Below are 23,345 nucleotides of genomic sequence, written 5' to 3' on the forward strand. Positions count from 1 at the left end.
ATAAGAGACAGACATTAACCTTACCAACGAAAATCTTATCCATAACTTGGTTATCAACCAATTCGGTTGATACCAAGAGTTCTTCGTAGAGTTTTTCACCTGGACGGATTCCAACTTCAACGATTGGAATTTCGCTTTCGGTGTGCCCACTTAGAAGGACCATTTTCTTGGCCAAATCATAAATCTTGACTGGTTTGCCCATATCAAGAATAAAGACTTCTCCATCTTTAGCATAAGCGCCAGCATGGATAACCAAACGGCTAGCTTCTGGAATAGTCATAAAGTAACGGGTCATGCGGAAGTCTGTCACCGTTACAGGACCACCTTCAGCAATCTGACGTTCAAAGACTGGAATCACACTACCACGGCTACCAAGAACATTCCCAAACCGAACTGCACAGTAGGTAGATTGGCTACGTTGGTTAAAGCCAGTGACAATCAACTCAGCCACGCGCTTGGTTGCTCCCATAACATTTGGTGGATTAACTGCCTTATCTGTCGAAATCATAACCATCTTAGGTACTTTAGCTTCATCAACAGCCTTAGCAACATTGTAGGTTCCACGTATATTGTTTTTGAAGGCTTCTTTTGGATTGCGCTCCATCATAGGAACGTGTTTGTGGGCAGCCGCATGATAAACAATAGCTGGCTTGTACTGCTCAAAGACTTGCAACAAACGATCATAGTCTTGAATATCCGCAATCACAGGTACATAATCAATCCCTTGGAATGTACGAATCAATTCATGATACACAAGGTAGATTGAATTTTCCCCATGACCAAGCAAGACAATGCGTTCAGGATTGAAACGGCTAACTTGGCGACAGATTTCAGAACCGATTGAGCCACCAGCACCTGTAACCAAGATTGTTTTTCCAGTAAGTTCTGCCCCCAGACGCGATTCGTCAAGACGAATTTCCTGACGCCCCAAAAGGTCTGTGATATCAATCTTCTGGAAGCCTCCACCTGCTTGGTGAAGTCCTTGAACAACGGTTTCAACCTTAGGCATCTTGTAACATTTGACACCCAATTTATTACACATCTGCAAGATACGTTCATATTCTGATGGATCAAGCGACGGAATCGCAACGATCACACGCTCGATTTGATGGCGTTTGGCTAACTCAGGCAGATTGTCATAAGAGCCCAAAACAGGGATACCACCAAGTTTTTGTCCCTTTTTCTTAGCATCCTTATCTAAAATACCAACAAGTTCCAAATCACTGGTTGGGTGTTGGTAGCTGTTCATAAAGAGGGCTCCGCCATCACCAGCACCAATCAAGAAAGTACGACGGTGTTCTCCATCACCACTTCCTTGTTTGCGTTTAGAGTAGATTAACTGCCAAGTAATCCGTGGCAATAGAATCAAGAAGGTACTCAACAAGATAAAGAGCACGATAAAACGGATGGAAAATAGTGGCAAGAAGGCATAGCAGATACTATATGACAAAACACTGCTCGCAGTCACACCAAAAAAGATTTTCATGAAATCCGTAATCTTGCTGTAACGACTAATACTAGCGTTCAACCCCCAAAAAGCAATCATCAACTGATAAAACAAGAAGGCCAAACTCGTATAGATAATGTAGTCAACAGGTGCTGGATTAATCAAGCCGTAGAATAAGATATAAGATACAATGATGGAAACCACCATACTCAAAATATCAAATATGCCCCAGAAGACCTGTTTTTGTTGTTTATTTAAAATTTCCACCAGATCAATGACATAATCTGTGAGTTTTTTATTCATAGAAATTTACTCCTCCTTAAGAGAGCTGGATATTCATGCTATTATTATAACATATTTTCTTAAGTTTACGATTTGCTACAATCTTTTAATTGCTTTTTCGTAACAGTTTCATAAAAATAAACTGTCTGACAAATCCTGGACAAAGAGCAACAACCATCTGAATCGTAACACTCTTGGCATATTCCAGGTAAGAAATTTGCCCTCTCTTCAGCATCCGTTGACGAGCCTGACGATAGAGTTTGAGGTAACGCAGTCCCCCACGACGCTCAAACATCCCTGCTCCGACACGAACCCTACACAAGATTTGATCCAGGTTTCCAGTCTTAGCTCCTGCAGCAATCATATTGAGCCAGAGGAGGTCATCCTCCATATAAAGCCCATCCTCATAGTTACCTGCCTTGAGAACCATGTCCTTCTTGAACATGACAGTCATGTGGTTAAAGGCACTTCTCATTCTTTGATAAGCTACAATATCTGCGTGCCGGGTCGGAACACGGCGATAAGAAACAATCTCATCAGGATTGTCAATAAACTCTGCAATATGTCCACCTAATAGGTCTAGGTTGTCCGTATCCATTAACTGAACCTGTTTCTCAAAACGGTCTGGAACAGCTATATCATCCGTATCCATACGGGCAATAATATCGTACTGACACTGTAAAACACCGTATCGAAGAGCCAGACCCAAACCTTGATTCTGCTCAAGAGGGCAGCGTTTCACTGGAATTTCAGACTGGGCTTCCACTTGGTCTAACACCTGATAGAGCTCAGGTGTCAAAGGCCCATCCTCAACCAGAACCAACTCGCTCGGTTTCAGGGTCTGATTTTGAACACTCTCAATAGCATCCTTTAAAAATGTCGGATTTTCCTTAATATAGACCGACATCAATACGCTAATTTTTTGCTTTTCAGACACAGTTCTTCTCCAATGTATAGATTTCCTTCCACTATTTTATCATAATTTTCAAGACTTTCCTATTTTTATCTTGAAAGCCAGAAACCTTACTTGACATTATAGGGAAAAAGCCTTAAAATAAGCTGTTATTAAAATCAGCTAGAAGAGGTATTATATGAAAAAGCAATCACTCTTTTTTGTTCCAGGTATTATCCTGATTGGTGTTTCCTTGCGGACTCCATTTACTGTTTTACCCATTATTTTGGGAGATATTTCGCAAGGTCTGGGGGTAGAAGTTAGTTCACTTGGTGTCTTGACCAGCCTTCCCCTCCTCATGTTTACTCTCTTCTCGCTCTTTTCTACCCGATTGGCTCAGAAAATTGGCTTGGAGCATCTCTTCACCTACAGCCTCTTCTTCTTGACCATCGGTTCTCTCATTCGACTAATCAATCTGCCTCTCCTCTATCTAGGAACCTTGATGGTTGGGGCAAGTATCGCAGTCATCAACGTTCTGCTTCCTAGTCTTATCCAAGCCAATCAGCCAAAGAAAATTGGTTTTCTGACCACCTTATATGTAACATCTATGGGGATTGCAACAGCTCTGGCTTCCTATCTAGCTGTGCCCATTACACAAGCCAGTTCTTGGAAAGGACTTATCATCCTCCTCACTTTGCTCTGTCTAGCAACTTTTTGGGTCTGGCTCCCAAATCACCGCTATAATCACAGACTGGCTCCACAAACCAAACAAAAAAGCCAAACAAAGGTCATGCGTAATAAACAGGTCTGGGCAGTTATTGTCTTTGCAGGTTTTCAATCCTTGCTCTTTTACACTGCTATGACTTGGTTACCTACCATGGCCATCCATGCAGGCCTATCCAGTCACGAAGCAGGCTTACTGACTTCTATCTTCTCTCTGATTAGCATTCCTTTTTCAATGACTATCCCAAGCTTGACAACTAGTTTATCTACTCGCAACCGTCAGCTCATGCTCACTCTGGTTTCACTAGCTGGTGTGGTCGGCATTTCCATGCTCTTCTTCCCAATCAATAATTTCATTTACTGGCTTGCTATCCATCTCCTCATCGGAACCGCAACCAGTGCCCTCTTCCCTTATCTCATGGTCAACTTTTCACTCAAGACAAGCGCCCCTGAAAAGACAGCCCAATTATCTGGTCTATCTCAAACAGGAGGCTATATCCTAGCAGCCTTTGGACCGACTCTCTTTGGTTACAGTTTTGACCTGTTCCATTCTTGGGTGCCAGCTGTAGCTGCCCTCTTGCTCGTCGATATCCTGATGACTGTAGCCCTCTTTACAGTGGACAGAGCTGATAAAATCCTTTAAACTTCTAGTTTTTCCTAGAAGTTTTTTATATATAAAAATTTTACACATTTCTCTTGACAGGGCTTTCTTTTAGATGTACAATGTATGTGTAGAAAAATTATATATAAAAATCTTACACATTAGAAAAGGAGGTTCCCCATGTACTTTCCAACATCTTCTGCCTTGATTGAATTTCTCATCTTGGCCGTACTGGAGCAGGATGATTCTTATGGTTATGAGATTAGCCAAACCATTAAGCTGATCGCTAATATCAAAGAATCTACACTCTATCCTATCCTAAAAAAATTGGAAGGCAATAGCTTTCTGACAACCTATTCTAGAGAGTTCCAAGGTCGCATGCGCAAATACTACTCCTTGACAAATGGTGGTATAGAACAGCTCGTGACCCTAAAAGATGAATGGGCACTCTATACAGACACCATCAATGGCATCATAGAAGGGAGTATCCGCCATGACAAGAACTGAATACCTGACTCAGCTAGAACTTTATCTCAAAAAACTGCCTCAGGCTGACCAAATTGAAGCCATGGACTATTTCAGGGAACTCTTTGACGATGCTGGAGTCGAAGGAGAAGAAGAACTCATCGCTAGCTTGGGAACTCCTAAGGAAGCAGCTCACGAAGTCCTATCTAATCTTCTCGATAAAAAAATCAATGAGGCACCCGCTCAAAAAAATAACCGACAAATTTTGCATATCGCCTTGTTAGCTCTCCTTGCAGCACCCATCGGTATTCCTCTGGGAATCGCCATCCTCGTGGCCCTGTTCGGAATCCTTGTGGCAGCTTTGACTGTCATTCTGGCTTTCTTTGCGATTTCCATACTTGGTATCATTGGCGGATTCCTATTTTTAGTTGAAAGTTTTACTATCTTAGCCCAAGCCAAATCAGCCTTTATCTTGATTTTTGGTTCTGGTTTACTAGCTATCGGTGCTTCTTCGCTGGTTTTATTAGGTATTTCCTATGTAGCTCGCTTCTTCGGCCTACTCATTGTTCGCCTGGTGCAATTTGTTCTTAAAAAAGGAAAGAGAGGTGACCAGCATGCGTAAATTGACAAGAGGATTTCTCATTTTTGGTGTGGTGACTACCGTTGTCGGATTTATCCTGCTCTTTGTAGGTATCCAATCTGACGGGATCAAGAGCCTACTTGCTATGTCCACGGAGCCTGTCTATGATAGTCGGATGGAAGAGTTGACCTTTGGCAAGGAAGTCGAAAATTTAGAGATCACTCTCCACCAGCACGCTCTGACCATCACAGACTCTTTCGATGATCAAATCCACATTTCTTACCATCCATCTCTTTCTGCTCACCATGATCTTATCACAAATCAAAACGACAAAACTCTGAGCCTCACTGATAAGAAACTTTCTGAAACTCCATTTCTCTCTTCTGGAATTGGCGGTATTCTCCATATCGCAAGTAGCTACTCTCGTCGTTTTGAAGAAGTTATTCTACAAGTTCCAAAAGGAAGAAGTCTAAAAGGAATCAACGTCTCAACCAATCGCGGACAAACCAGTATCACTAATGCTAGTCTTGAAAATGCGACCCTCAATACAAACAGCTATATCCTCCGAATTAAAGGAAGTCGTATCAAAAACAGTAAACTCACAACCCCCAATATCGTTAATATCTTTGACACAGACCTTACAGATAGTCAGCTAGAGTCAACAGAGAAGCACTTCCGCGCTGAAAATATTAAAGTATATGGTAAAGTAGAACTATCTTCTAAAAATGCGCTCAGTATCATGCTAACTCAAAAAGAAAGCCAAGAAATTAACTTAGACCTCTCGAGTCACCATGGTCCTATTTATCAGTTATCGAGAGATGAGAGTCAACGCCACCCCAACGAATTAAGCAACCCTTACAAAACTGAAAAAACTGATGCAAAAGGTCAACTCATCGCTAAGGCTGATGATTATATTAGTCTTGAAACTACAGCTAACAGACCTTAATAAACCTATTTATATCGACCACTATGACACATAACCCACTAAAAAGGAGGTTCTACCATGAAACAAGAATGGTTTGAAAGTAATGATTTTGTAAAAACAACAAGCAAGAACAAGCCTGATGAACAAGTCCAAGATGTTGCAGACAAGGCTGAAGAAAGAATAGCCGATCTCGATACGCCAATTGAAAAAAATACTCAGTTAGAGAAGGAAGTTTCTCAAGCTGAAGTCGAATTGGAAAGCCAGCAAGAAGAGAAAATTGAAACGCCTGAAGACGGTGAAGCGAGAACAGAAATAGAAGAAAAGAAAGCATTAGATTCTACTGAAGAAGAGCAAGATCTTCCTGAAGAAACAGAAAAAGTCACTATAGCTGAAGAGAGTCAAGAAGCACTTCCTCAGCAAAAACCAACCACGAAAGAGCCACTTCTTCTCAGTCAATCCTTAGAAAGTCCTTACATCCCCGACCAAGCTCCAAAATCTACGGATAAATGGAAAGAGCAAGCGCTTGATTTTTGGTCTTGGCTAGTGGAAGCGATCAAATCTCCTACAAGCAAGCTTGAAACAAGTAGCACACACAGTTACACAGCCTTTATCTTGCTCATTCTGTTTTCTGCATCTTCCTTTTTCTTTAGTATCTACCATATCAAACATGCTTACTATGGACATATAGCAACTATGCATAATCACTTCCCTGAACAATTTGCTTCATTAAATCTCTTTTCGATTATCTCTATCCTAGTAGCAACAACACTCTTCTTCTTTTCATTCCTCTTGGGTAGTTTCGTTGTGAGACGATTTATCCACCAAGAAAAGGACTGGACGCTAGAAAAAGTTCTCCAACAATATAGTCAACTCTTGGCAATTCCAATCTTCCTCACTGCTATTGCTAGTTTCTTTGCCTTCTTTGACAGCCTACGATTTACAGCCCTCTTGTGTGTGATTAGCATTGGAATCATTCTACTTGCCAGTCTCCATATCATTACAAGACCAAGTCAAGCAAGTGAAACCGACTCCTTCTATCAGTTATTCTTGTCTGTCCTTGTGAACGGAGTCGTTATCCTCCTCTTCTTTGTAGCTGAAGTGGCACTGATTGGGGATTATCTTCGTATCTTGGCCTTTCTTTAAACTTCAATCCTGTCTTCCATGGCAGGATTTTTTCTATGTCAAAAAAGCAAGTCGATTGACCTGCTTCTACTTCACTTTTCTTGTGCTAATGTTTTAAAATCTTGTCCTAGGATGGGCTGTACTTCTATTTGATTGGCATCTAGTTGGTGGTAAGATGCTGATGGTAGTGACTCTAGGAATTTTGCATAGTCCAAGCGAGCTATGGCTTCATAGTCTTCTGGTTTAGAGCCGTCTCCTGTAATTTGAACCAAGTCAATCTCCCATTGGACTTCCTTATCCACTAATTGCTCCATATAGGCTGCAGGAATAAATGGTTCTCTCGGTAACACTGTCTTGACGCCTTGAGCCAGATGGTAAACACCGTGCACTTGGCCTTCTCCATCCTGATAGAAGGAAACTCTTGCAAAGTAGGCATCTGTCTCTTGAACTGCACGCACACGCTCTTCAAACTGTGCCAAGCCATCTTCCCCCAAAAAGCTTTTCAAGTCTTCATGGCTAAAGAAAACAGGATTAAAAATTCCTTGACAAATCGTAAAGCGGGCTGCACTATCAGCCAGATGGGCTTGAACACTTGCTTGGAAATAAGCTTCAAAGTCAAAACCATCTAATCCTTCAATCTCAGTTCCTGTGTAAGCAATCAGAGCATCTAAAAATGATTTGATAATCTGCCAGTCTGTCTGCGTTAGTAGGTCAGGAAGATCGACACGGTAAGCCTTTTGACCATCAGCATAACTAACCTTAAAGAGAAATTGTGATTGTCCCACTATCGCACACTCGACATACTCGAGACGGTTAAGAGGTTGACGGAGATAGACTGCATCATAGCTATGTGACTCCAAACCATCTACCAAGCCCAAGATCGACTTGGCAGTCAAAATCTCCTGTTCTCCTAGAATGCTCTGTTTATTTGGAATAAAAAATGTTTTTGTCATAACTGGACTCCTTTTGAAATCGTTTACATATAGTATACCCTATTTTTCTGAAAGATACAGAAACAAACTTTAGATTTTTGAGTAAAAAGCATAGAAAAACAGCCCCTAAGGACTGTTTAATCTTATACAGTAGCTGCTTGATCCAAGCTTTCACCGATAGCGACTAGGCGCTCAATCACTTCAGCTTGTGTCAATTCATTTTCTGAAACATAGCGGTTACGTGGATGAACACGGCACTCGTGTGAGCAACCACGAAGATACTTGTCTTCATTTTCTTCTGATGTCAAGATACGACGATTACAGAATGGATTTCCACAGTTGACATAACGTTCACATGGTGTTCCATCAAACCAGTCTTTCCCTACGATAGTTGGGTTGACATGGTTGACATCTACGGCGATACGCTCGTCAAAGACATACATTTTCCCATCCCAAAGCTCACCTTGAACTTCTGGGTCTTTACCGTAAGTTGCGATTCCTCCGTGCAATTGACCAACATCTTTGTAGCCTTCACGGACCATCCAGCCTGAGAATTTCTCACAGCGAACTCCACCTGTACAGTAAACTACGACACGCTTGTCCATGAATTTTTCTTTGTTATCACGAACCCATTGTGGCAACTCACGGAAATTGCGGATATCTGGGCGGATAGCCCCACGGAAGTGTCCTAGGTCGTACTCATAATCGTTACGTGTGTCAAGGACAACGGTATCTTCGTCAAGAAGAGCTTCTTTGAACTCTTTTGGAGACAAGTAAGCACCTGTTGTTTCAAGTGGGTTGATGTCGTTGTCAAAGTCGTTGTCTTCCAAACCAAGGTGTACAATTTCTTTCTTGTAGCGAACAAACATCTTCTTGAAGGCTTGTTCACTTTCTTCGTCAATCTTGAACCATAGGTCTTCCATACCTGGGAGGCTGTGAACGTAGTCCATGTATTTTTGAGTTGTTTCGTAATCACCTGAAACTGTTCCGTTAATTCCTTCGTCAGCGACTAGGATACGGCCTTTAAGGCCGATTGATTTACAGAAAGCCAAGTGGTCTGCAGCAAATTGCTCTGCATTTTCAATTGGAGTGTAAAGGTAGTAAAGTAAGACACGAATATCTTTTGCCATAAGATTTGTTCTCTTTTCTATTCTTAAATTTTCAGAATTTTTCATCTAACTATACTAGTATACCTGCTTGGGAAAACGAATGCAATTTATTTGACTGGAAATTGTAGAAAGGTGCTTATCCCTGCACTTCATCAGTAACCATAGCGAATAGCAGGTAGTTCTCTCAATTTTTTGATCTGCTCGGCTTGACTTTCTGATAACATCAGCTTATTGTCAATTAACATACGTGAGATGTCAACATTCATTTGACTCAATATAAATGGAGTAGAGGTCCCATCGTCCTTTAATCGTCTTTTATAACTCACTAACTGATTTTTCAAAGGAGCAAGTTGAGGCGTATTGTTTATACCTTCCAGTAGGTGATCTATGATAGTTATGGCTTCACAACGCCGTTCACTTCCTCCTGCAAACTATTTTAATGGTGTCATTCTCATTTTCCTCCTTAAATTGAAAAACTATCATTCCTAACTCTCGCGTCAGTATTTACCCAAATACCCTCTGTAAAAAAGTCAGCAAAAATGGTAATGTTGCGAAAATATTATTAATCACATGCACCGCATAGGAAGGATAAATGCTCTTGGTATAGCGGGTCAAACTAGCAAAGATGATTCCAACTGTTGCAAAGATGAAAATATCTAACAGACTAGGCAGGCTTGAAAAATGAGGAAGAGCAAATAAAATTGACGGAAGAAGCAAATCAAGGCCAAATCTCGAATGCTTAAAAAAGGCGTGTTGCAGTAATCCTCTATAGATTAACTCTTCCATCAGTGGAACCAGAAAGAACAGGGCTATATAAATACCTAGCTCAGCAAAGTTGGTCCCACTATAACCGATCAATACAGCCCAACCTTCAGCAGTTGACTGAACATGTTTAGCGGTCTGAACGTTAAAAGAGATCTGGAGCACTACCACTAATACTGTCAAAATCGAATACCAAAGCCATTTTTTTCTTGGAATGCGAAAGAGATAACCATGGCCTGTCTTAACCAGAATCCAAATCATGACTCCAATAAAAAGTAAACTCAAGATATTTTGAATCCAGAATAAATTGCCTATCTGAGAAGAAAATTGCCAATAGTTTTGGACGATAAGCGTCAGCTGAGAAAGACCAAATACGAAAAATAGGTAAGAGAAGACTGCACTTATTTTGAATAGAAGTTGATACTTTTTCATTTGAACCCTCCTTTGTAAACTCGAGACATCTCTAATATAAGCCATATTTTCCTAAATCCTTACTCCAAATCCTAAATGGTGCTTGAGATTTCCTGAATGGTTTAAGAGGAAAAATCCGAAACACGGATATCTATGCCCTTGTTTCAAAAAATCACTGCCTCCCCCAGATAAGCCTGAGGAAAACAGTGATTCAGTTTTTAGGAATTAGGAATGAATACACGAAATCAATTAATCTTATGATTTTTTGTTTTTCAAGAATTCATCGTATTGTTTTTGCATTTCTTTCAATACTTTATCGTAGGCACCTTCAGATTTCAATTTTTCCATCAATTCTGGAATAGCTTTATCTGGGTCTACAGTACCAGTGTTGATAGCTGTATCGAATTGTTGCATTGTGTTAGAGATTGCTGAGATTTCAGATTTCACACTGTCAGTGTTAAAGATGAATCCAAGCGCTGGAGATTCTTTAGCTTCAGCCAATTGTTTCTTAGAATCTGCGATTTGTTGGTCTGTAACGTTTTCGTTGATGTAAAGGATCCAGTTGTTACCAGTGTTCCATCCTGACATGTGAGTGTTTCCTTTGTATCCATCAAGGACTTTAACACGGTTTTCTTTACCTGCAACTTTTTCCCAGTTCTTGCCTTCTGGACCGTAAACAAGACCGTTCAAGAGTTCTGGGTTAGTGTTCAAGAGGTTCAACACTTCCATTGATTTTTCTTTGTTCTTAGAGTTGTTTGAGATAACAAAGTTAGCAACTTGTGTTGTTTGGTTTTTCTTGATGAAGTTAGTAATTGGTTTGATTTGGATATCTTTGTTCGCAACACGTGAAAGCAAGCTGTTACCGTAGTCAGCTGGTCCTACTGTTTCTTCACGAACGAACCAAGTATCTTGTTGAAGTTCAAATGAAGTATCGCTTGTTGCTACATCTTTTGGAATGTATCCAGCTTCATAGAATTTGTGAAGAGTCTTCAAGTGTTCTTTAAAGCGAGGCACTTCGTAACGGTTTACGATCTTAGTAGTGTCGCCTTCAAGGTCGATAACGAATGGAAGTCCATTTGGAACTGGGTAGTCAAAGTTATCAGATGGGATGAAGTTCTTGGTAACCGCAAATGGCACTACATCTGGAGCTTTTTCTTTGATTTGTTTCAAGACTGGTTCAAGTGTTTCATATGAAGTGACACCTGAAATATCGATACCGTATTTAGCAAGAAGAGTTCCGTTGAAGGCGAAGTTTTGAGATGATGCAACGTTGGCTGCAACTGGAACTGCGTAAATTTTACCGTTAATGCTGTTACCTTTGATGTAAGCTGGGTCAAGTGCTTTGTAAAGGTCTTTACCTTCTTTTTTGTACAATTCTGTCAAGTCAGCATAGGCACCTTTTTGAGCATTTACAACATAGTTAGATGCAAAGGCGATATCGTAGTTTTCACCAGATGATGTGATAACTGACATTTTCTTATCATAGTCACCCCATCCAAGATATTGGATATCCAATTTAGCACCAACTTTTTCTCCGATGATTTTGTTAGCATTTTCTAGCAATTCATCCAAGTTATCTGGTTTGTCACCGATTTGGTACATTTTGATAACAGGTTTTTCACCTGAAGCTGAGTCAGCAGCTTTCTTGTTGTTACCTGAAAGGTTTCCACAAGCAGCGAGACCAGCAGCCAAAGCGACTACGCTAGCAGATGCAAAAGCATATTTTTTCCAGTTTTTCATGACAAAAACTCCTTTTTTTATTTTTAAACTTATAAACAATGTAATGATCTTAACTTCACGCAAGGAAAGTTTGGAAATTAGAAAGGGTATTTCTCGACAAGTACTATTCTTTCACACCACCGATAGTCAAACCTTTTACAAAGTAGCGTTGGAAGAATGGATACAAAATCGCGATTGGAAGGGTTGCGACCACAACCATGGCCATACGACCTGTTTCTTTTGGAAGAGCAACTCCCAGTTGACCAGAAAGGCCGACTGCTTTGGCGATGTAATCCATATTTTGTTGGATTTGCATGAGCAAATATTGCAATGGATACAAGTTGTCACTCTTAATGTAAAGAAGGGCGTTGAACCAGTCATTCCAGAAACCAAGAGCTGTCAAGAGCGTGATGGTTGCGATACCTGGTAGTGACAATGGTAAACAGATTTGGAAGAAGATCCGGGCTTCACTGGCACCATCGATACGAGCAGATTCTAGAATAGCTTCTGGAATGGTCTTCTTAAAGAAGGAACGCATCAAGATGATGTTAAATGGTGAGAGAAGCATTGGAACAATCAAGGCCCAAACTGTATCACCAAGTTGAAGCAAACGAGTGACCACGATATAACCTGGTACCAAACCAGCGTTAAACAACATACTAAGTAGAACGAAGATTGTAAAGAATCTGCGGTACTTAAAGGTTGTCCGTGAAATGGCATAAGCATAAGTTGTTGTGATAAAGACATTTGTCAATGTCCCAACTACGGTTACAAAGACTGAGATGAAGAGGGCTTGTAAGATTTTATCCTTAAACTGTGCCAAGAACTCAAATCCGTCTAATCCAAATTGTGACGGGAAGAAGCTATATCCATTTTGAAGGATACTCTTTTCATCTGTCACCGAAATAACGATAACGAATACGAAGGGTAGGATACAAGAGAGGGCGATCAAACCAGAAATGGTACTGAAGAAGATATCTGCTTTCTTACTGAAGGAGTGAATGCCGACATTATCAATTTTTTCTTTTTTAATTTTCTTTTCTGCCATATTCTCCTCCTTTCTAGAACAAGGCTGAGTTTGGATCAACTCGTCTTGCAAGTAAGTTTGATAGGATAACCAAAAGCAAACCGACTACTGATTGGTAGAGACCTGCCGCTGAAGCCATCCCGATATCCGCTGTCTGGGTCAAACCATTATAAACATATACGTCCAAGACGTTGGTTACGTTATAAAGCTGACCAGCATTATGGGGGATTTGGTAGAAGAGACCGAAGTCTGCACGGAAGATATTTCCGACTGCCAGGATAGTCAATACGGTTACCAACGGTGTTAACTGTGGAATGGTTACATTGCGAATTCGTTGCCATTTGCTAGCACCGTCCACCGTTGCTGCTTCATAGTAGGTTGGATCAATTCCCATGATTGTTGCATAGTACATGACACTGCTATATCCAAAACCTTTCCAAATACCTAGGAAAAGTAGGAGATATGGCCAGATACCTAAGTCAGCGTAGAAATTGATTTCCTTCATTCCGATAGACTCTAGGAAATGGTTGAACACCCCTTTATCAATGTTTAGGAAGGCATCTGTAAAGAAACTGATGATAACCCAAGACAAGAAGTAAGGGAACAACATGGAAGTTTGGAAGATCTTAACCATTCTCTTAGAACGGAGTTCACTGAGAATAATGGCAATCCCTACAGATACAATTAAACCAATAAAGATAAAGCCGAGATTGTAGAGGACAGTATTTCGTGTAATAATAAAGGCGTCTTTTGAACTAAATAAGAATCTGAAATTATCGAGTCCGACCCATTTACTATTCATGATACTATCTATGAAACCATTACTGGTCATGTGGTAGTCTTTAAAGGCAACCACGTTCCCAAATACTGGAATGTAGAAGAATAGAATCAACCAGAGTGCCCCTGGTAAAACCATCAAGAGAAAGATCCAGTTGTCTCTCAAGGTTTTTGAAAACTTATTCATAATTTCCTCCCTTTTTATTTTGATATCCATCTAAAAATTCCTTTTTAGACTTTTGATAACGATTACATTATTAGTATACTCCTATTTGCAGGTTAGGTTAAACTACTAATTATAGAAAAAACTCCACAAATTATTTTATGTGGAGTACTTTTGAAGAAAGGGATGTTTCACGAGAAACACTCTGAACAAGAGACACTGTTCTTGTTTCTAAGTTGTATAAATGGTTGAAGCTGTCGCAATAGTATGCCACTGGTTGGCTGTTGTGGCTGCGAAGTCCTTGTCTGCGTAGAAGTCTGTAAATGGTAAGATTTCCACTTCTAGCTCGTCGATGCGGTCAATCTGACCAGCCAGATAAGCCTCGATACGGCTTTCTGCTCGCTTGATGCGTTGCAAGAGTCCGCCCATACGGATATCGACCGTATCCAAGCCAAAGACCTTGTTTTCTTTCAACCATTGATGGCTAAAGAGGGCATGGAAGTCTTCAATTTGGCTTCTAAGTTTTGGTAATTCTTGTCTGGCAATTTCTTGCAGACTTTCTTTATCGTTTACTTCATAGGCCTGACGAATGCGTCGTCCCACATCGACTTTGCTACTTAAAATTCGGTTCAACTGGGCCTGAGTTCCAAAGAGATAGGCATAGTTCCCAGCTTTTTCTTTAATATCAGCAAGCGTCTCAGCAGCCTGAGCGAAGTGCGGTTTGTCCTGTTCAGGTGTCATGTGTCGGTCAAGGATCGGACAGAGAACATCCTGATAAAAGACATAGCGGTTAGGATTGATCCCACTGAGATTGCCTGGTAGATCTGGTAAGAGATTGGCAAGGTCAATCTGCATGAAATCCTCAACCGATAGACCAGTATTGGTCTGGAAGTGAGCAGACAAACGGTCTAAGTCATTGCGGTAGCTGAGTTCTGCCCAGATTTGCAAGCTTGGGAGAATAGAAAACTGGGCTGTTTCCCCACCATTATCCCCCCAACCCGTTACAATGACTTCTTTGATGTCATTGGCACGACAGGCTTTATTGGCTTCAAGAGCGATGAGATGGCTGAAATGGTTGTTGGGTGTGAAACCAATCCACTTCCAAGCTCCCCCTGCAAAGGCAAGATCATGACTAATCTTATGATGATTGCGGAAATTGCGGTTGTATTTTTCCTCGCTATCCTGATAATAGTCCCAGTAAACCAAGGTCACACGGTCTTTGAGACGGTCTAGGTAGACACGAGTTTCCTCTGGAATTTCCACTTCACGGTCGTACTGGCCATCTGCTGACATAAGTTTAAAGAACATATCGCTCCACATCTGACAGTGGAAACCATATTTGTCAGCAATATCCAGCACGCGCTCCAAGTGTTGACACATGAGGAGACTACGATCCACCACACCGTTCAGAATCAAGTAGCGTCCCAAACCAACCAAGTGGGCTTCGTCCATCCCGATATTGACCTTGCGAGTCTTCAGTTTAGATAGAGTAGCAAACATACCATCAATCAGGTCATAAACCTTTTCTTCGCCGATAAGGAGGATATCCTCCACATCACGGAGCTCCTGAACTTCTTTGACACCCCATTTAACGAAGGCAGACAAGTGGGCCAAGGTCTGGATACATGGCACAAAGGTCATGTCAAACTGCTGGGCATAGGCTTCGATTTCCTGCAACTCCTCAGCTGAGTAGGCTCCACGGAAATAGCCAAAGTAAGGCTGCCCTTCAATCTGGTAAGTGTCTTCCATGTAAAGTTCAAAGGTTGAATAGCCCATGAGAGCTAAGAGTTCAATCATCTGCTTGGCAGAAGCGACATTCAGCACCGCATTGCGCGAACAGTCAGCCATATAGGCTAAATCTTCGTAAGCTGCTTGTTCCTCAATCTCTACTTTATCACCTTCTACTAGAGCTGTTGCCAACAAGGACAAGGCACGATAAAGTTGGTGAGGTTTGCGGTAGGTCAATTGATAGTGACCATCCTCACCCTTGATAGAGATAGAAGCTTGATCAGACTGAGTGACTAACACCTCAACATCTGGTAGAGAAATGTGCTTTTTTAATATTTCAATAGCTTGCGCTTGTTTGGGACTGAGTCCTGTAAATCTTACCATTGGTTTTCCTCCTGTAGCCAGTTAACAAGGGCACCGTAAAGATTAGCATCTGCATGATAGGTGCAGGCTTGGATAACGGGTGCGACCGTGTATTCTTCGTAGGTATCAACAAAGTCATCTACAGCCTTCTTGACACCTTGAATAAAATCTGGATTTTGACTGATAGAGCCTCCCAGACTGATGACATCTGGGTCGATCAGATACTGAATATTGAGCAAGCCTTGCGCCAGATTACGATTCATGCGCTCAATGGCTTCTTGACAAAGAGCATTGCCAGCTGCGGCCTCTTGGTAAATCTTGCGACCGTCCCAATCAGTCTGACCAGATTTTTCAATCACGTAGCGTACCATATTCCCAGTTGATGCTAGTTGCGACCAGTTGTTGAGCTTTTCAGCAGGGGCAAGGGTTGTCATGTAGCCAAATTCTCCACCCAGGCCGTGGCGACCTCTGTGAAGTCTGCCATTGATAATCATGGCTCCGCCAATCCCTGTCCCAATCACGACACAGGCTGCATTTTCAAGTTCTGGATGAGCCAGTAATTCACTGAGTCCAACGCAGTTGGCATCATTTTCCAGATGGACAGGAATCTGATAAGAACTAAGCGCCTCATACCAAGAAAATCCGTGGATATAAGGCACGGCACTGAAGCCATCAATCACACCTGTCTCTTGATTAACCGCACCTGGAACGCTCATAGCAATCCCGCTGTAATCCTGTTCTGACAAGCGTTGATCTAGCCACGCTAGTAAATCCTCCAAACTTTCAGGCGTTGGAATGCTTGTCTTATTCAGTATTTTCCCATCAGGAGTCAGACTGGCAAACTTAATCCCAGTCCCTCCGATATCAATCGTTGCAATGGTCATTGTTTTTACCATAAAAGGGGCAAATCAGCAGTTAGTTCTTACCTTTTCGCCCCTCCTTTCTTTTTATGTTTACTTTTTGAAATTAAATTTCTTCTTTTTTGATGAATTCTGTACGAATTTCTTGTGGAGCCAATAGTCCTGAATGAACTGGATATGGTCGCTCAAGTAGGTCAAGTAAGAGATGTTGACTTTCCGGTACACGTACATTTTCACTACACATATTGTAGTAACGAAGGACATAGCCTTCTTCATTTTCAGCTACCTTAAAGGCTGTTGGACAGATTTGCGGTATGCTGAGAACAGAATGGCTCAAGAGGCTACCAGTCGCAACCACGCTTCCTTCTTGTTTAGCAAGCTGAAGGCTGGTAAATGGTGTCTGCAAGGCTTTAGCACGACGATAGGCTGAGAAGCGTTCTTGGGCTTGGTGGCATTCAAGCGCAAACTCGACTTCAAACTCACGCAAGCATTGTGCTTCTGGTGTTGGGAAGTAACCCCAGTCACCTAGCTCACCTGACGCACGCAGAATGGTCACTGCAATGGTGTCGTCTCCAAGGATTTCGTATTCATTCAATCCCTTGTTAGATACAGTCACACCTTTTTCATCGTCATACAGACTGACAAAGGCTTGTTGGTGTTGAGGATTTTCAGGATTTTCCCATGAAGCTGCTGGTTTGTTTGGTCGTGTCACCACCTCATAGATGCTTTCAGAATCATTGCTTGGACGCGTGTTATGAGTCTTGACCAAGAGACGGATACGGTGGTCTTTGGCAGTGTTGGTAAAGCGAGTCTTGCAACGAATTTGTGGATTGTCAACGAAGACAGTCAACTCAGTTTCCAGAGGAATGCTTGTCAATTCTTCTGAACGTCCAGCCTCACGCTTCATAAACTCGATGATACCTTTTTGCTCTTCTTCTAACTTTTCATCTGCACTGACAGGCACGGTCAATTCATGTTTGAGCAAAATCTTAGCGTAGCGAGCTGTGTTTTCCAAGACCTCGTAGCCCTTAAGCTCTGCATAGATTGGCTCTGTTCCTTTTGGTTGGAAATAGATATACTCGTTTCCGATGTCACCACGATCTTCGAAGCGGATAAAATCTTCATAGGCTTCGTGAGTTGTCTTATCATAGACTGTGATGTTGTCATCCACACTCACCGTTACAAATGGCGTATCAATCACTCCGTTTTGGTAAATACCGTCGCGGTGTTCTTGTTCTCCTTCCAGCAATTGGAATGTTGTCCAAGAAAGCGGCGCTAGGTGAACTGGAATGGTCACGCGCACTTGTCGAGCGATACGAGCTTGGCGGAACTTGTCTTTTGGTAAATCGTACTCAAAATTAGCCCCAAGATCCTCGATTTTAGCCTCTACAGGACGCCCATCCAAATCCTCCACACGGTAGCTTGGCAAGGTAAGAGCAGCCATCTTCTTGTAACCTTCTGTTGGGTGCAATTCCTTGAAATCACAAACCGCAACATCAATCACTGTGCTGACAGTATCAACCTTATCATGCAAGCCTGTGTTAATAACCGTAAAGAGATAGTCACTTTGAGCCTTAGCCGTAGCAATTTTACCCTTCCACTCATTAAGAAGATTGCTCTTAACAAAGTTTCCGACTTGGTTGACCTTGGCAAAACGAATTTCCATCTCGCGGTGAACTTCGTCCACGCTACAGCCACAGATACTATCATGTGGCGCATTCTGCAAAAGTGTTTTCCAAGCATAGGTCAACTGGTCCTTGTGATTATGACCACCAGTGATGATAGTTAGTGGCTCCACTACTTGCTCTAGGAGGTTGCTATTTTCTTGGAAGGATTGTTTGAGATAAATACGAGATGAAGAAGTGTTGGCAAGTGTGTACCAGCCATCTGTTTCCTGACTGGTCAACTCACCTGTAACCGTTGATAATTGCTCTGGTAGGGCACTTTCCACGGCTTGGACATATTCATCAAAAGAACTATGAACAAAGGTTACATCTGGGAAGAGTTCATTTGCCACACGAATGGCTTCACTCAGATTTTTCTGCACAGGCTGGTGGTCACAGCCGTTCATCATCAACCACTGGTTGGTTGAAGCATAGTCACGCACGTCTGCCAGTTTTTGTTTCCAGAAGGTCAAGGCCTCGTCTTTATCAACTGGAATTTCATTCCCATTACTGTACCAGTTGGCAAAGAGAATCCCGAGGACACGACTTCCGTCCGCACCCTGCCAGTACATTTCTGAAAACTGGGAAGTAAACTGCTCATCTTCGAGGACTTGGTTGTCAAATCCAATTGGCTTCACACCACGACCAAAGGCTGCCACGTGAATGCCTGATTTTTGTAGGATTTGAGGCGCTTGTCCCATATTTCCAAAGGTATCTGGGAAGTAACCAATCTGGGTTGACTTGCCCCATTTTGCACATTCTGCTTGACCAATCAAGGTATTGCGGACATTGGCTTCACTGGAGATCAAATAATCATCCTGCAAAATGTAAAAAGGACCAATTTTAAGTTTGCCTTCGTCGATGTAGCGTTGGACTTTGTCGCGATTTTCAGGGCGAATCTCCAAGTAGTCATCAAGGACAATGGTTTGACCATCCAAGTGGAAGCTCTTGAACTCAGGGTCATTTTCAAAGAGATCAAAGAGATTGTCAAACAATTCCACCAACTGCATACGGTGGCTTTCAAAAGGCAAGTACCACTCACGATCCCAGTGACTATGTGAGATAATATGTACGACAACATTTTCCATGAAGTAAAACCTCATTCTAAATTTAAATTTTTATTGTTAACGTTTTAAATGTAAATTTGTGATTCTTTCCAAGAATCAGTTGCGCTAAAGCGAGCTCCTTAACGGATATTCAAGTAATCCAAGACCAACTCACAGAACATCATGTTGGCCCAAGAGAACCATTCACGAGAATAAAGAGTTGGGTCATCTACGTGGAAGCTTTCATGCATAACACCTGTACCCCCATCGCAAGCAACCAGCTGATCCAGCAAGAATTTTTTCTCTGCCTTATCTCTTGTTGTCAAACCTTGGATAGACAGAGCGATTGGCCAGATATAGCGATAGAAGGTATGAGAACTTCCGAGACCGCTAGCGTATTCTCCTTGGTAGAAATATGGATTTTCCGGGCTCAGAATGGTACGACGAGTGGCTTGATAAACTTCATCATCGACTGAACAGTAGCCCAGATAAGGCGCAGCTAGCAGACTTGGTACGTTTGGATCATCCATGATACTAGCATTTCCTAGACCATCCACTTCAAAGGCATAAATCTTTTCGCCCTTGCTGTTGGTGGTGTAGGCGTAGTTTTCAATTCCTTCTTGGATTTCAGACTGGAGGCGCTTGGCGTCAGCAATAATTCTCTCGCTATCAGCTAGGTTTAATGCTGCGAAGATCTCTTGCACATAACCCAAGACTACTACAGCAAACATATTTGACGGAATCAAGTAACTATACTGACAACAGTCATCACTCGGACGAAAGGCTGACCAAGTCATACCTGTCACTGCAAAATCAGGTCCAAAGCCATCATTTACCAAGGTGTCTTCCTTGCGGTCCGTATCTCGGACAAAACGATAAGGAGAGTTCTTGTGGTCTTGTTCTACCGTCCACAGATTGAGGATTTCCTTAGTCGCTGCGACAAAAGTTTCATCAAACTGACTAATCTCGCCAGTCTCTTTCCAGAGGAGATAAGCCAACTGCAAAGGATAGCAAAGCGAGTCCACCTCATACTTGCGTTCCCAAATCCAGCCATTAAGATCGGTATGATCTGTCTCGTGGTGCCCCTTCCAGTTTTCCTCAATGTTGAAGGAGTTGGCATAATGATCCTTGAGTACCAAGGTCATCTGACGCTTGACCAAACCTGCAATGGTCTGACGCAGGAGGGGATCTCTTTTAGCCACATGCAGGTAGGGTCTGAGTTGGGCTGTCGAATCCCGAAGCCACATAGCAGGAATATCTCCTGTGAGCACAAAGGTTGAACCATCTTCTAGGATTGCAACCGTATTGTCCAAGGTGTCTGTGTAGCAACGCTCGAAAACATCCACCCACTCTGGATGGTCCTTAGCCCGCTCTGCCACTTCATCTAGCCAGTCTCTAACAATTTCTTTTGAATAAATCATCGTGCAGTATCCTCTTTCAAACAAGCTTCATTTTCAGTATATAGCTTTTGAGACAGAAAATACATACACAAATGATAGTCATTTTTCTACAAAATAGTTATCTTTGAAACTCCTTTTCTAAAGGTTATCTTTTTCTGATATAATGTAGAAAAACAGCTAAAGGAAAGACTATGAAACCACTACTTGAAACCATCGATACCCGCTTTGGTACTGCCAGCAAGCATGCCTTTTCTCGGGGAAATACCCTGCCATACACAGGCGTTCCTTTTGGGATGAATTACTTTGTACCCCAGACCAGTGACCAGGAAGGATCTTGGTTTTTCGATCCGCATCTGCCCATCTTTCAGGGAATTCGATTGACCCATCAGCCCAGTCCTTGGATTGGGGACTATTCTTGGCTCCTTCTGACACCTGTCACAGGCCAGCTAGGTGGAGACAGCCTCTTCCATCGTCAGTCTTCCTATGATATGGATAAGGCCTCTTTCCAACCTCATTATCTGAAAATTTTCTCCCTGCGCTATCAGATTGAAAGCCAGCTCACACCGACTTGCTACGGTGCTTCTATTCGTTTGGAGCAAAAGCAAGGCAAAGCCCTCTCCCTCTATCTTCACGCAGCAGATGAACTGACAGTAGAGCAAGTAGATAAGAGGAATCTTGCCCTGCGACAAGAAGGTAAAACTGAAACCAACAAAAATCCACTGATACTGTTCACTTCTCTGCAAATAAACACGGATATTCTTGCTGTTAGCCAAAAAGGTGGAGACTGGCGAATTGACCTAGAAGATAGCCAAACCGAAATTCAGCTAGCGACTTCTTTCATCTCGCCTTCTCAAGCACTGCTTAATCTACCTCAACAAGATTTTGATAGCTGTAAAGCAAGTGCCCAAGCGGACTGGGAAAATCTTCTCCATCGTTTTGACGTTATCGAGACAGGAGAGGCTGACAGAACCTTCTTTGACCACTGCCTTTATAGACTCTTCCTATTTCCTCAAACTTTTTATGAGATTGATGAATCAGGGCAAGCCATCCACATGGATCTGGCTACTGGCACTGTCAAGCCCGGTGTCCTCTTTAGCAACAATGGTTTCTGGGATACCTTCCGCACCACCTTCCCCCTCTTTGCCCTTATCATACCGGAGAACTATCACCGCTTTTTAGAAGGTTTCCTCAATAGCTACCGCGATACTGGATTTCTTCCAAAATGGCTGGCTCCAGATGAACGGGGTATGATGCCAGGTACACTTTTAGACGGTATTATCGCAGATAGCGCCTGCAAGGACATGACCCCCGACCTAGAAGAAGAACTCCTCCAAGCCATGCTTGAAACAGCCAGTAAGACCGACCCTCTCGGCATCAATGGTCGTCACGGACTAGAGCAATACCAAGAACTAGGCTACCTCTCTATCGAACACCACGAAAGTGTTAGCCATACTCTAGACTATGCCTATAGCGACTTTTGTATCGCCAGCTGTGCCAAAAAACTAGGGAAAACAGAAATCGCTGAAACCTACAAGGCCGCATCACAAAATTACCGCCATCTATTTGATCCTGAGACAGGTTACATGAGAGCGCGAGACAGCCAAGGTAACTTCCGCCCTGACTTTTCTCCTTATAGTTGGGGACGCGACTATGCCGAATGCTCTACCATCCAAGCAACTTTAGGTGTCCTCCATGACATCCCAGGCTTGATCCAGCTTATGGGTGGAAAAGAAGCCTTTAGCAACTATCTTTTGAAAACCTGTCAGGAGGCTCCCCTCTTTGAGACAACAGGCTATGGTTACGAAATTCACGAAATGAGCGAGATGGCTACTGCTCCTTTTGGACAACTCGCTATTTCTAACCAACCTAGTTTCCACATTCCTTATCTCTTCCGCTACAGCGATTACCCTGACTACACTTCCCTTCTCATCAAGACGCTCCGTCAAAAAGCTTTTCACCCAAGTTGGGAAGCCTATCCTGGCGATGAGGATAACGGTAGTCTCTCGGCCTGGTACATCTGGTCAGCTCTCGGATTTTATCCAACCTGTCCAGGAAAACCAAGCTATGATCTCGGAATCCCTCTCTTTGACCACCTCCGAGTTTATCTGGCTAAAGAAGATAAATGGTTGGATATCCATACTAAACAAAACCATATCCATTTTAACTTTGTAAAAGAATGTCAACTAGATAATACCTCTATAACTAGCATTCAACACCAAGACCTCCTAAAAGCTGATCAGCTAACCTTCACCCTCAGCTGGTTACCAAGTCAGCCGTCCACTTCCTGAAATACAAAAATCTCCTAGCAGACTTTCCTGCTAGGAGATTTTCTTATGAGAGGTACTTG

General features: G+C 42.3%; 19 protein-coding genes and 1 pseudogene. 6 read left to right on the forward strand and 14 right to left on the reverse strand.

What is annotated here, in order from left to right; all coding sequences use genetic code 11:
- The 3 genes and pseudogenes from QZ359_RS06035 to QZ359_RS09510 all read right to left on the reverse strand — a co-directional run.
- A partial coding sequence (locus QZ359_RS06035; protein WP_293964018.1) for a nucleoside-diphosphate sugar epimerase/dehydratase occupies nucleotides 1-1,750 on the reverse strand: 1,750 nt, incomplete at its 3' end.
- An 85-nt stretch (nucleotides 1,751-1,835) separates the two neighbouring features.
- Entirely contained in the window at nucleotides 1,836-2,636 is an 801-nt protein-coding gene (locus QZ359_RS06040; protein WP_153226304.1) for a glycosyltransferase, read from the reverse strand.
- Nucleotides 2,616-2,763, reverse strand: a pseudogene (locus QZ359_RS09510) (glycosyltransferase family 2 protein); the annotation flags it as partial. The gene QZ359_RS06040 and the pseudogene QZ359_RS09510, both read right to left, overlap by 21 nt.
- Nucleotides 2,764-2,820: 57 nt before the next feature.
- On the opposite strand from QZ359_RS09510, the gene QZ359_RS06045 reads away from it, so the two are divergent.
- The 5 genes from QZ359_RS06045 (at nucleotide 2,821) to QZ359_RS06065 (ending at nucleotide 7,058) form a co-directional block, all read left to right on the forward strand.
- Entirely contained in the window at nucleotides 2,821-3,987 is a 1,167-nt protein-coding gene (locus QZ359_RS06045; RefSeq protein WP_153226219.1) for an MFS transporter, read from the forward strand.
- A gap of 138 nt (nucleotides 3,988-4,125) precedes the next feature.
- The gene (locus QZ359_RS06050; RefSeq protein ID WP_000273858.1) at nucleotides 4,126-4,452 is read left to right on the forward strand and encodes a PadR family transcriptional regulator; all 327 of its coding nucleotides are present in this window, start codon (nucleotides 4,126-4,128) and stop codon (nucleotides 4,450-4,452) included.
- Entirely contained in the window at nucleotides 4,439-5,032 is a 594-nt protein-coding gene (locus QZ359_RS06055; protein WP_061088527.1) for a DUF1700 domain-containing protein, read from the forward strand. The genes QZ359_RS06050 and QZ359_RS06055 overlap by 14 nt, the downstream gene beginning before the upstream one ends.
- Nucleotides 5,025-5,936 carry a DUF4097 family beta strand repeat-containing protein gene (locus tag QZ359_RS06060; protein ID WP_293964025.1) on the forward strand — a complete coding sequence of 304 codons (912 nt, stop codon included), beginning with the start codon at nucleotides 5,025-5,027 and terminating at the stop codon, nucleotides 5,934-5,936. Before QZ359_RS06055 ends, QZ359_RS06060 begins: the two co-directional genes overlap by 8 nt.
- Before the next feature lie 57 nt (nucleotides 5,937-5,993).
- Nucleotides 5,994-7,058, forward strand: a complete 1,065-nt coding sequence (locus QZ359_RS06065; protein ID WP_101782070.1) for a DUF6574 domain-containing protein — start codon at nucleotides 5,994-5,996, stop codon at nucleotides 7,056-7,058.
- Nucleotides 7,059-7,129: 71 nt separating this feature from the next.
- Here QZ359_RS06065 and QZ359_RS06070 read toward each other — a convergent pair whose 3' ends face one another.
- The 11 genes from QZ359_RS06070 to QZ359_RS06120 form a co-directional block, all read right to left on the reverse strand.
- Nucleotides 7,130-7,990 carry a DUF4299 family protein gene (locus tag QZ359_RS06070; protein ID WP_101782069.1) on the reverse strand — a complete coding sequence of 287 codons (861 nt, stop codon included), beginning with the start codon at nucleotides 7,988-7,990 and terminating at the stop codon, nucleotides 7,130-7,132.
- A gap of 122 nt (nucleotides 7,991-8,112) precedes the next feature.
- Nucleotides 8,113-9,099 (reverse strand): rhodanese-related sulfurtransferase, encoded by a 987-nt coding sequence (locus QZ359_RS06075; protein WP_293964027.1) that lies wholly within the window; start codon nucleotides 9,097-9,099, stop codon nucleotides 8,113-8,115.
- A 131-nt stretch (nucleotides 9,100-9,230) separates the two neighbouring features.
- Nucleotides 9,231-9,476, reverse strand: coding sequence for a bacteriocin immunity protein (locus QZ359_RS06080; protein ID WP_261069059.1), 246 nt, complete (start codon nucleotides 9,474-9,476; stop codon nucleotides 9,231-9,233).
- 106 nt (nucleotides 9,477-9,582) lie between these two features.
- Nucleotides 9,583-10,272: a CPBP family intramembrane glutamic endopeptidase gene (locus QZ359_RS06085; RefSeq protein ID WP_293964029.1), complete on the reverse strand. Its 690-nt coding sequence runs from the start codon at nucleotides 10,270-10,272 to the stop codon at nucleotides 9,583-9,585.
- 234 nt (nucleotides 10,273-10,506) lie between these two features.
- Nucleotides 10,507-11,991, reverse strand: a complete 1,485-nt coding sequence (locus QZ359_RS06090; RefSeq protein ID WP_293964031.1) for an ABC transporter substrate-binding protein — start codon at nucleotides 11,989-11,991, stop codon at nucleotides 10,507-10,509.
- Nucleotides 11,992-12,094: 103 nt separating this feature from the next.
- On the reverse strand, nucleotides 12,095-13,018 hold the full coding sequence (locus QZ359_RS06095) for a carbohydrate ABC transporter permease (RefSeq protein WP_140832823.1): 924 nt from the start codon (nucleotides 13,016-13,018) through the stop codon (nucleotides 12,095-12,097).
- A gap of 13 nt (nucleotides 13,019-13,031) precedes the next feature.
- Nucleotides 13,032-13,961: a sugar ABC transporter permease gene (locus QZ359_RS06100; RefSeq protein WP_001032151.1), complete on the reverse strand. Its 930-nt coding sequence runs from the start codon at nucleotides 13,959-13,961 to the stop codon at nucleotides 13,032-13,034.
- A 207-nt stretch (nucleotides 13,962-14,168) separates the two neighbouring features.
- On the reverse strand, nucleotides 14,169-16,049 hold the full coding sequence (locus QZ359_RS06105; protein ID WP_293964036.1) for a beta-N-acetylhexosaminidase: 1,881 nt from the start codon (nucleotides 16,047-16,049) through the stop codon (nucleotides 14,169-14,171).
- Nucleotides 16,043-16,912: an ROK family protein gene (locus QZ359_RS06110; protein ID WP_049521913.1), complete on the reverse strand. Its 870-nt coding sequence runs from the start codon at nucleotides 16,910-16,912 to the stop codon at nucleotides 16,043-16,045. The genes QZ359_RS06105 and QZ359_RS06110 overlap by 7 nt, the downstream gene beginning before the upstream one ends.
- 82 nt (nucleotides 16,913-16,994) lie before the next feature.
- Nucleotides 16,995-19,640 carry an alpha-mannosidase gene (locus QZ359_RS06115; RefSeq protein WP_293964038.1) on the reverse strand — a complete coding sequence of 882 codons (2,646 nt, stop codon included), beginning with the start codon at nucleotides 19,638-19,640 and terminating at the stop codon, nucleotides 16,995-16,997.
- A gap of 98 nt (nucleotides 19,641-19,738) precedes the next feature.
- Nucleotides 19,739-21,019 carry a glycoside hydrolase family 125 protein gene (locus QZ359_RS06120; protein WP_269789229.1) on the reverse strand — a complete coding sequence of 427 codons (1,281 nt, stop codon included), beginning with the start codon at nucleotides 21,017-21,019 and terminating at the stop codon, nucleotides 19,739-19,741.
- A gap of 170 nt (nucleotides 21,020-21,189) precedes the next feature.
- Between QZ359_RS06120 and QZ359_RS06125 the strand changes: the two genes are divergently transcribed.
- On the forward strand, nucleotides 21,190-23,286 hold the full coding sequence (locus QZ359_RS06125) for a GH92 family glycosyl hydrolase (protein ID WP_265472221.1): 2,097 nt from the start codon (nucleotides 21,190-21,192) through the stop codon (nucleotides 23,284-23,286).
- Nucleotides 23,287-23,345 lie beyond the last annotated feature (59 nt).

Origin of the sequence: Streptococcus sp. (assembly GCF_019414905.1) — a bacterium.
GTDB lineage: Bacteria > Bacillota > Bacilli > Lactobacillales > Streptococcaceae > Streptococcus.

What these genes read in the sequence shown, in the direction of transcription:
- QZ359_RS06040 (WP_153226304.1), bottom strand. Translation starts at nt 2,636, where the DNA reads ATGTCGGTCTATATTAAGGAAAATCCGACATTTTTAAAGGATGCTATT.
- QZ359_RS06045 (WP_153226219.1), top strand. Translation starts at nt 2,821, where the DNA reads ATGAAAAAGCAATCACTCTTTTTTGTTCCAGGTATTATCCTGATTGGT.
- QZ359_RS06050 (WP_000273858.1), top strand. Translation starts at nt 4,126, where the DNA reads ATGTACTTTCCAACATCTTCTGCCTTGATTGAATTTCTCATCTTGGCC.
- QZ359_RS06055 (WP_061088527.1), top strand. Translation starts at nt 4,439, where the DNA reads ATGACAAGAACTGAATACCTGACTCAGCTAGAACTTTATCTCAAAAAA.
- QZ359_RS06060 (WP_293964025.1), top strand. Translation starts at nt 5,025, where the DNA reads ATGCGTAAATTGACAAGAGGATTTCTCATTTTTGGTGTGGTGACTACC.
- QZ359_RS06065 (WP_101782070.1), top strand. Translation starts at nt 5,994, where the DNA reads ATGAAACAAGAATGGTTTGAAAGTAATGATTTTGTAAAAACAACAAGC.
- QZ359_RS06070 (WP_101782069.1), bottom strand. Translation starts at nt 7,990, where the DNA reads ATGACAAAAACATTTTTTATTCCAAATAAACAGAGCATTCTAGGAGAA.
- QZ359_RS06075 (WP_293964027.1), bottom strand. Translation starts at nt 9,099, where the DNA reads ATGGCAAAAGATATTCGTGTCTTACTTTACTACCTTTACACTCCAATT.
- QZ359_RS06085 (WP_293964029.1), bottom strand. Translation starts at nt 10,272, where the DNA reads ATGAAAAAGTATCAACTTCTATTCAAAATAAGTGCAGTCTTCTCTTAC.
- QZ359_RS06090 (WP_293964031.1), bottom strand. Translation starts at nt 11,991, where the DNA reads ATGAAAAACTGGAAAAAATATGCTTTTGCATCTGCTAGCGTAGTCGCT.
- QZ359_RS06095 (WP_140832823.1), bottom strand. Translation starts at nt 13,018, where the DNA reads ATGGCAGAAAAGAAAATTAAAAAAGAAAAAATTGATAATGTCGGCATT.
- QZ359_RS06100 (WP_001032151.1), bottom strand. Translation starts at nt 13,961, where the DNA reads ATGAATAAGTTTTCAAAAACCTTGAGAGACAACTGGATCTTTCTCTTG.
- QZ359_RS06105 (WP_293964036.1), bottom strand. Translation starts at nt 16,049, where the DNA reads ATGGTAAGATTTACAGGACTCAGTCCCAAACAAGCGCAAGCTATTGAA.
- QZ359_RS06110 (WP_049521913.1), bottom strand. Translation starts at nt 16,912, where the DNA reads ATGACCATTGCAACGATTGATATCGGAGGGACTGGGATTAAGTTTGCC.
- QZ359_RS06115 (WP_293964038.1), bottom strand. Translation starts at nt 19,640, where the DNA reads ATGGAAAATGTTGTCGTACATATTATCTCACATAGTCACTGGGATCGT.
- QZ359_RS06120 (WP_269789229.1), bottom strand. Translation starts at nt 21,019, where the DNA reads ATGATTTATTCAAAAGAAATTGTTAGAGACTGGCTAGATGAAGTGGCA.
- QZ359_RS06125 (WP_265472221.1), top strand. Translation starts at nt 21,190, where the DNA reads ATGAAACCACTACTTGAAACCATCGATACCCGCTTTGGTACTGCCAGC.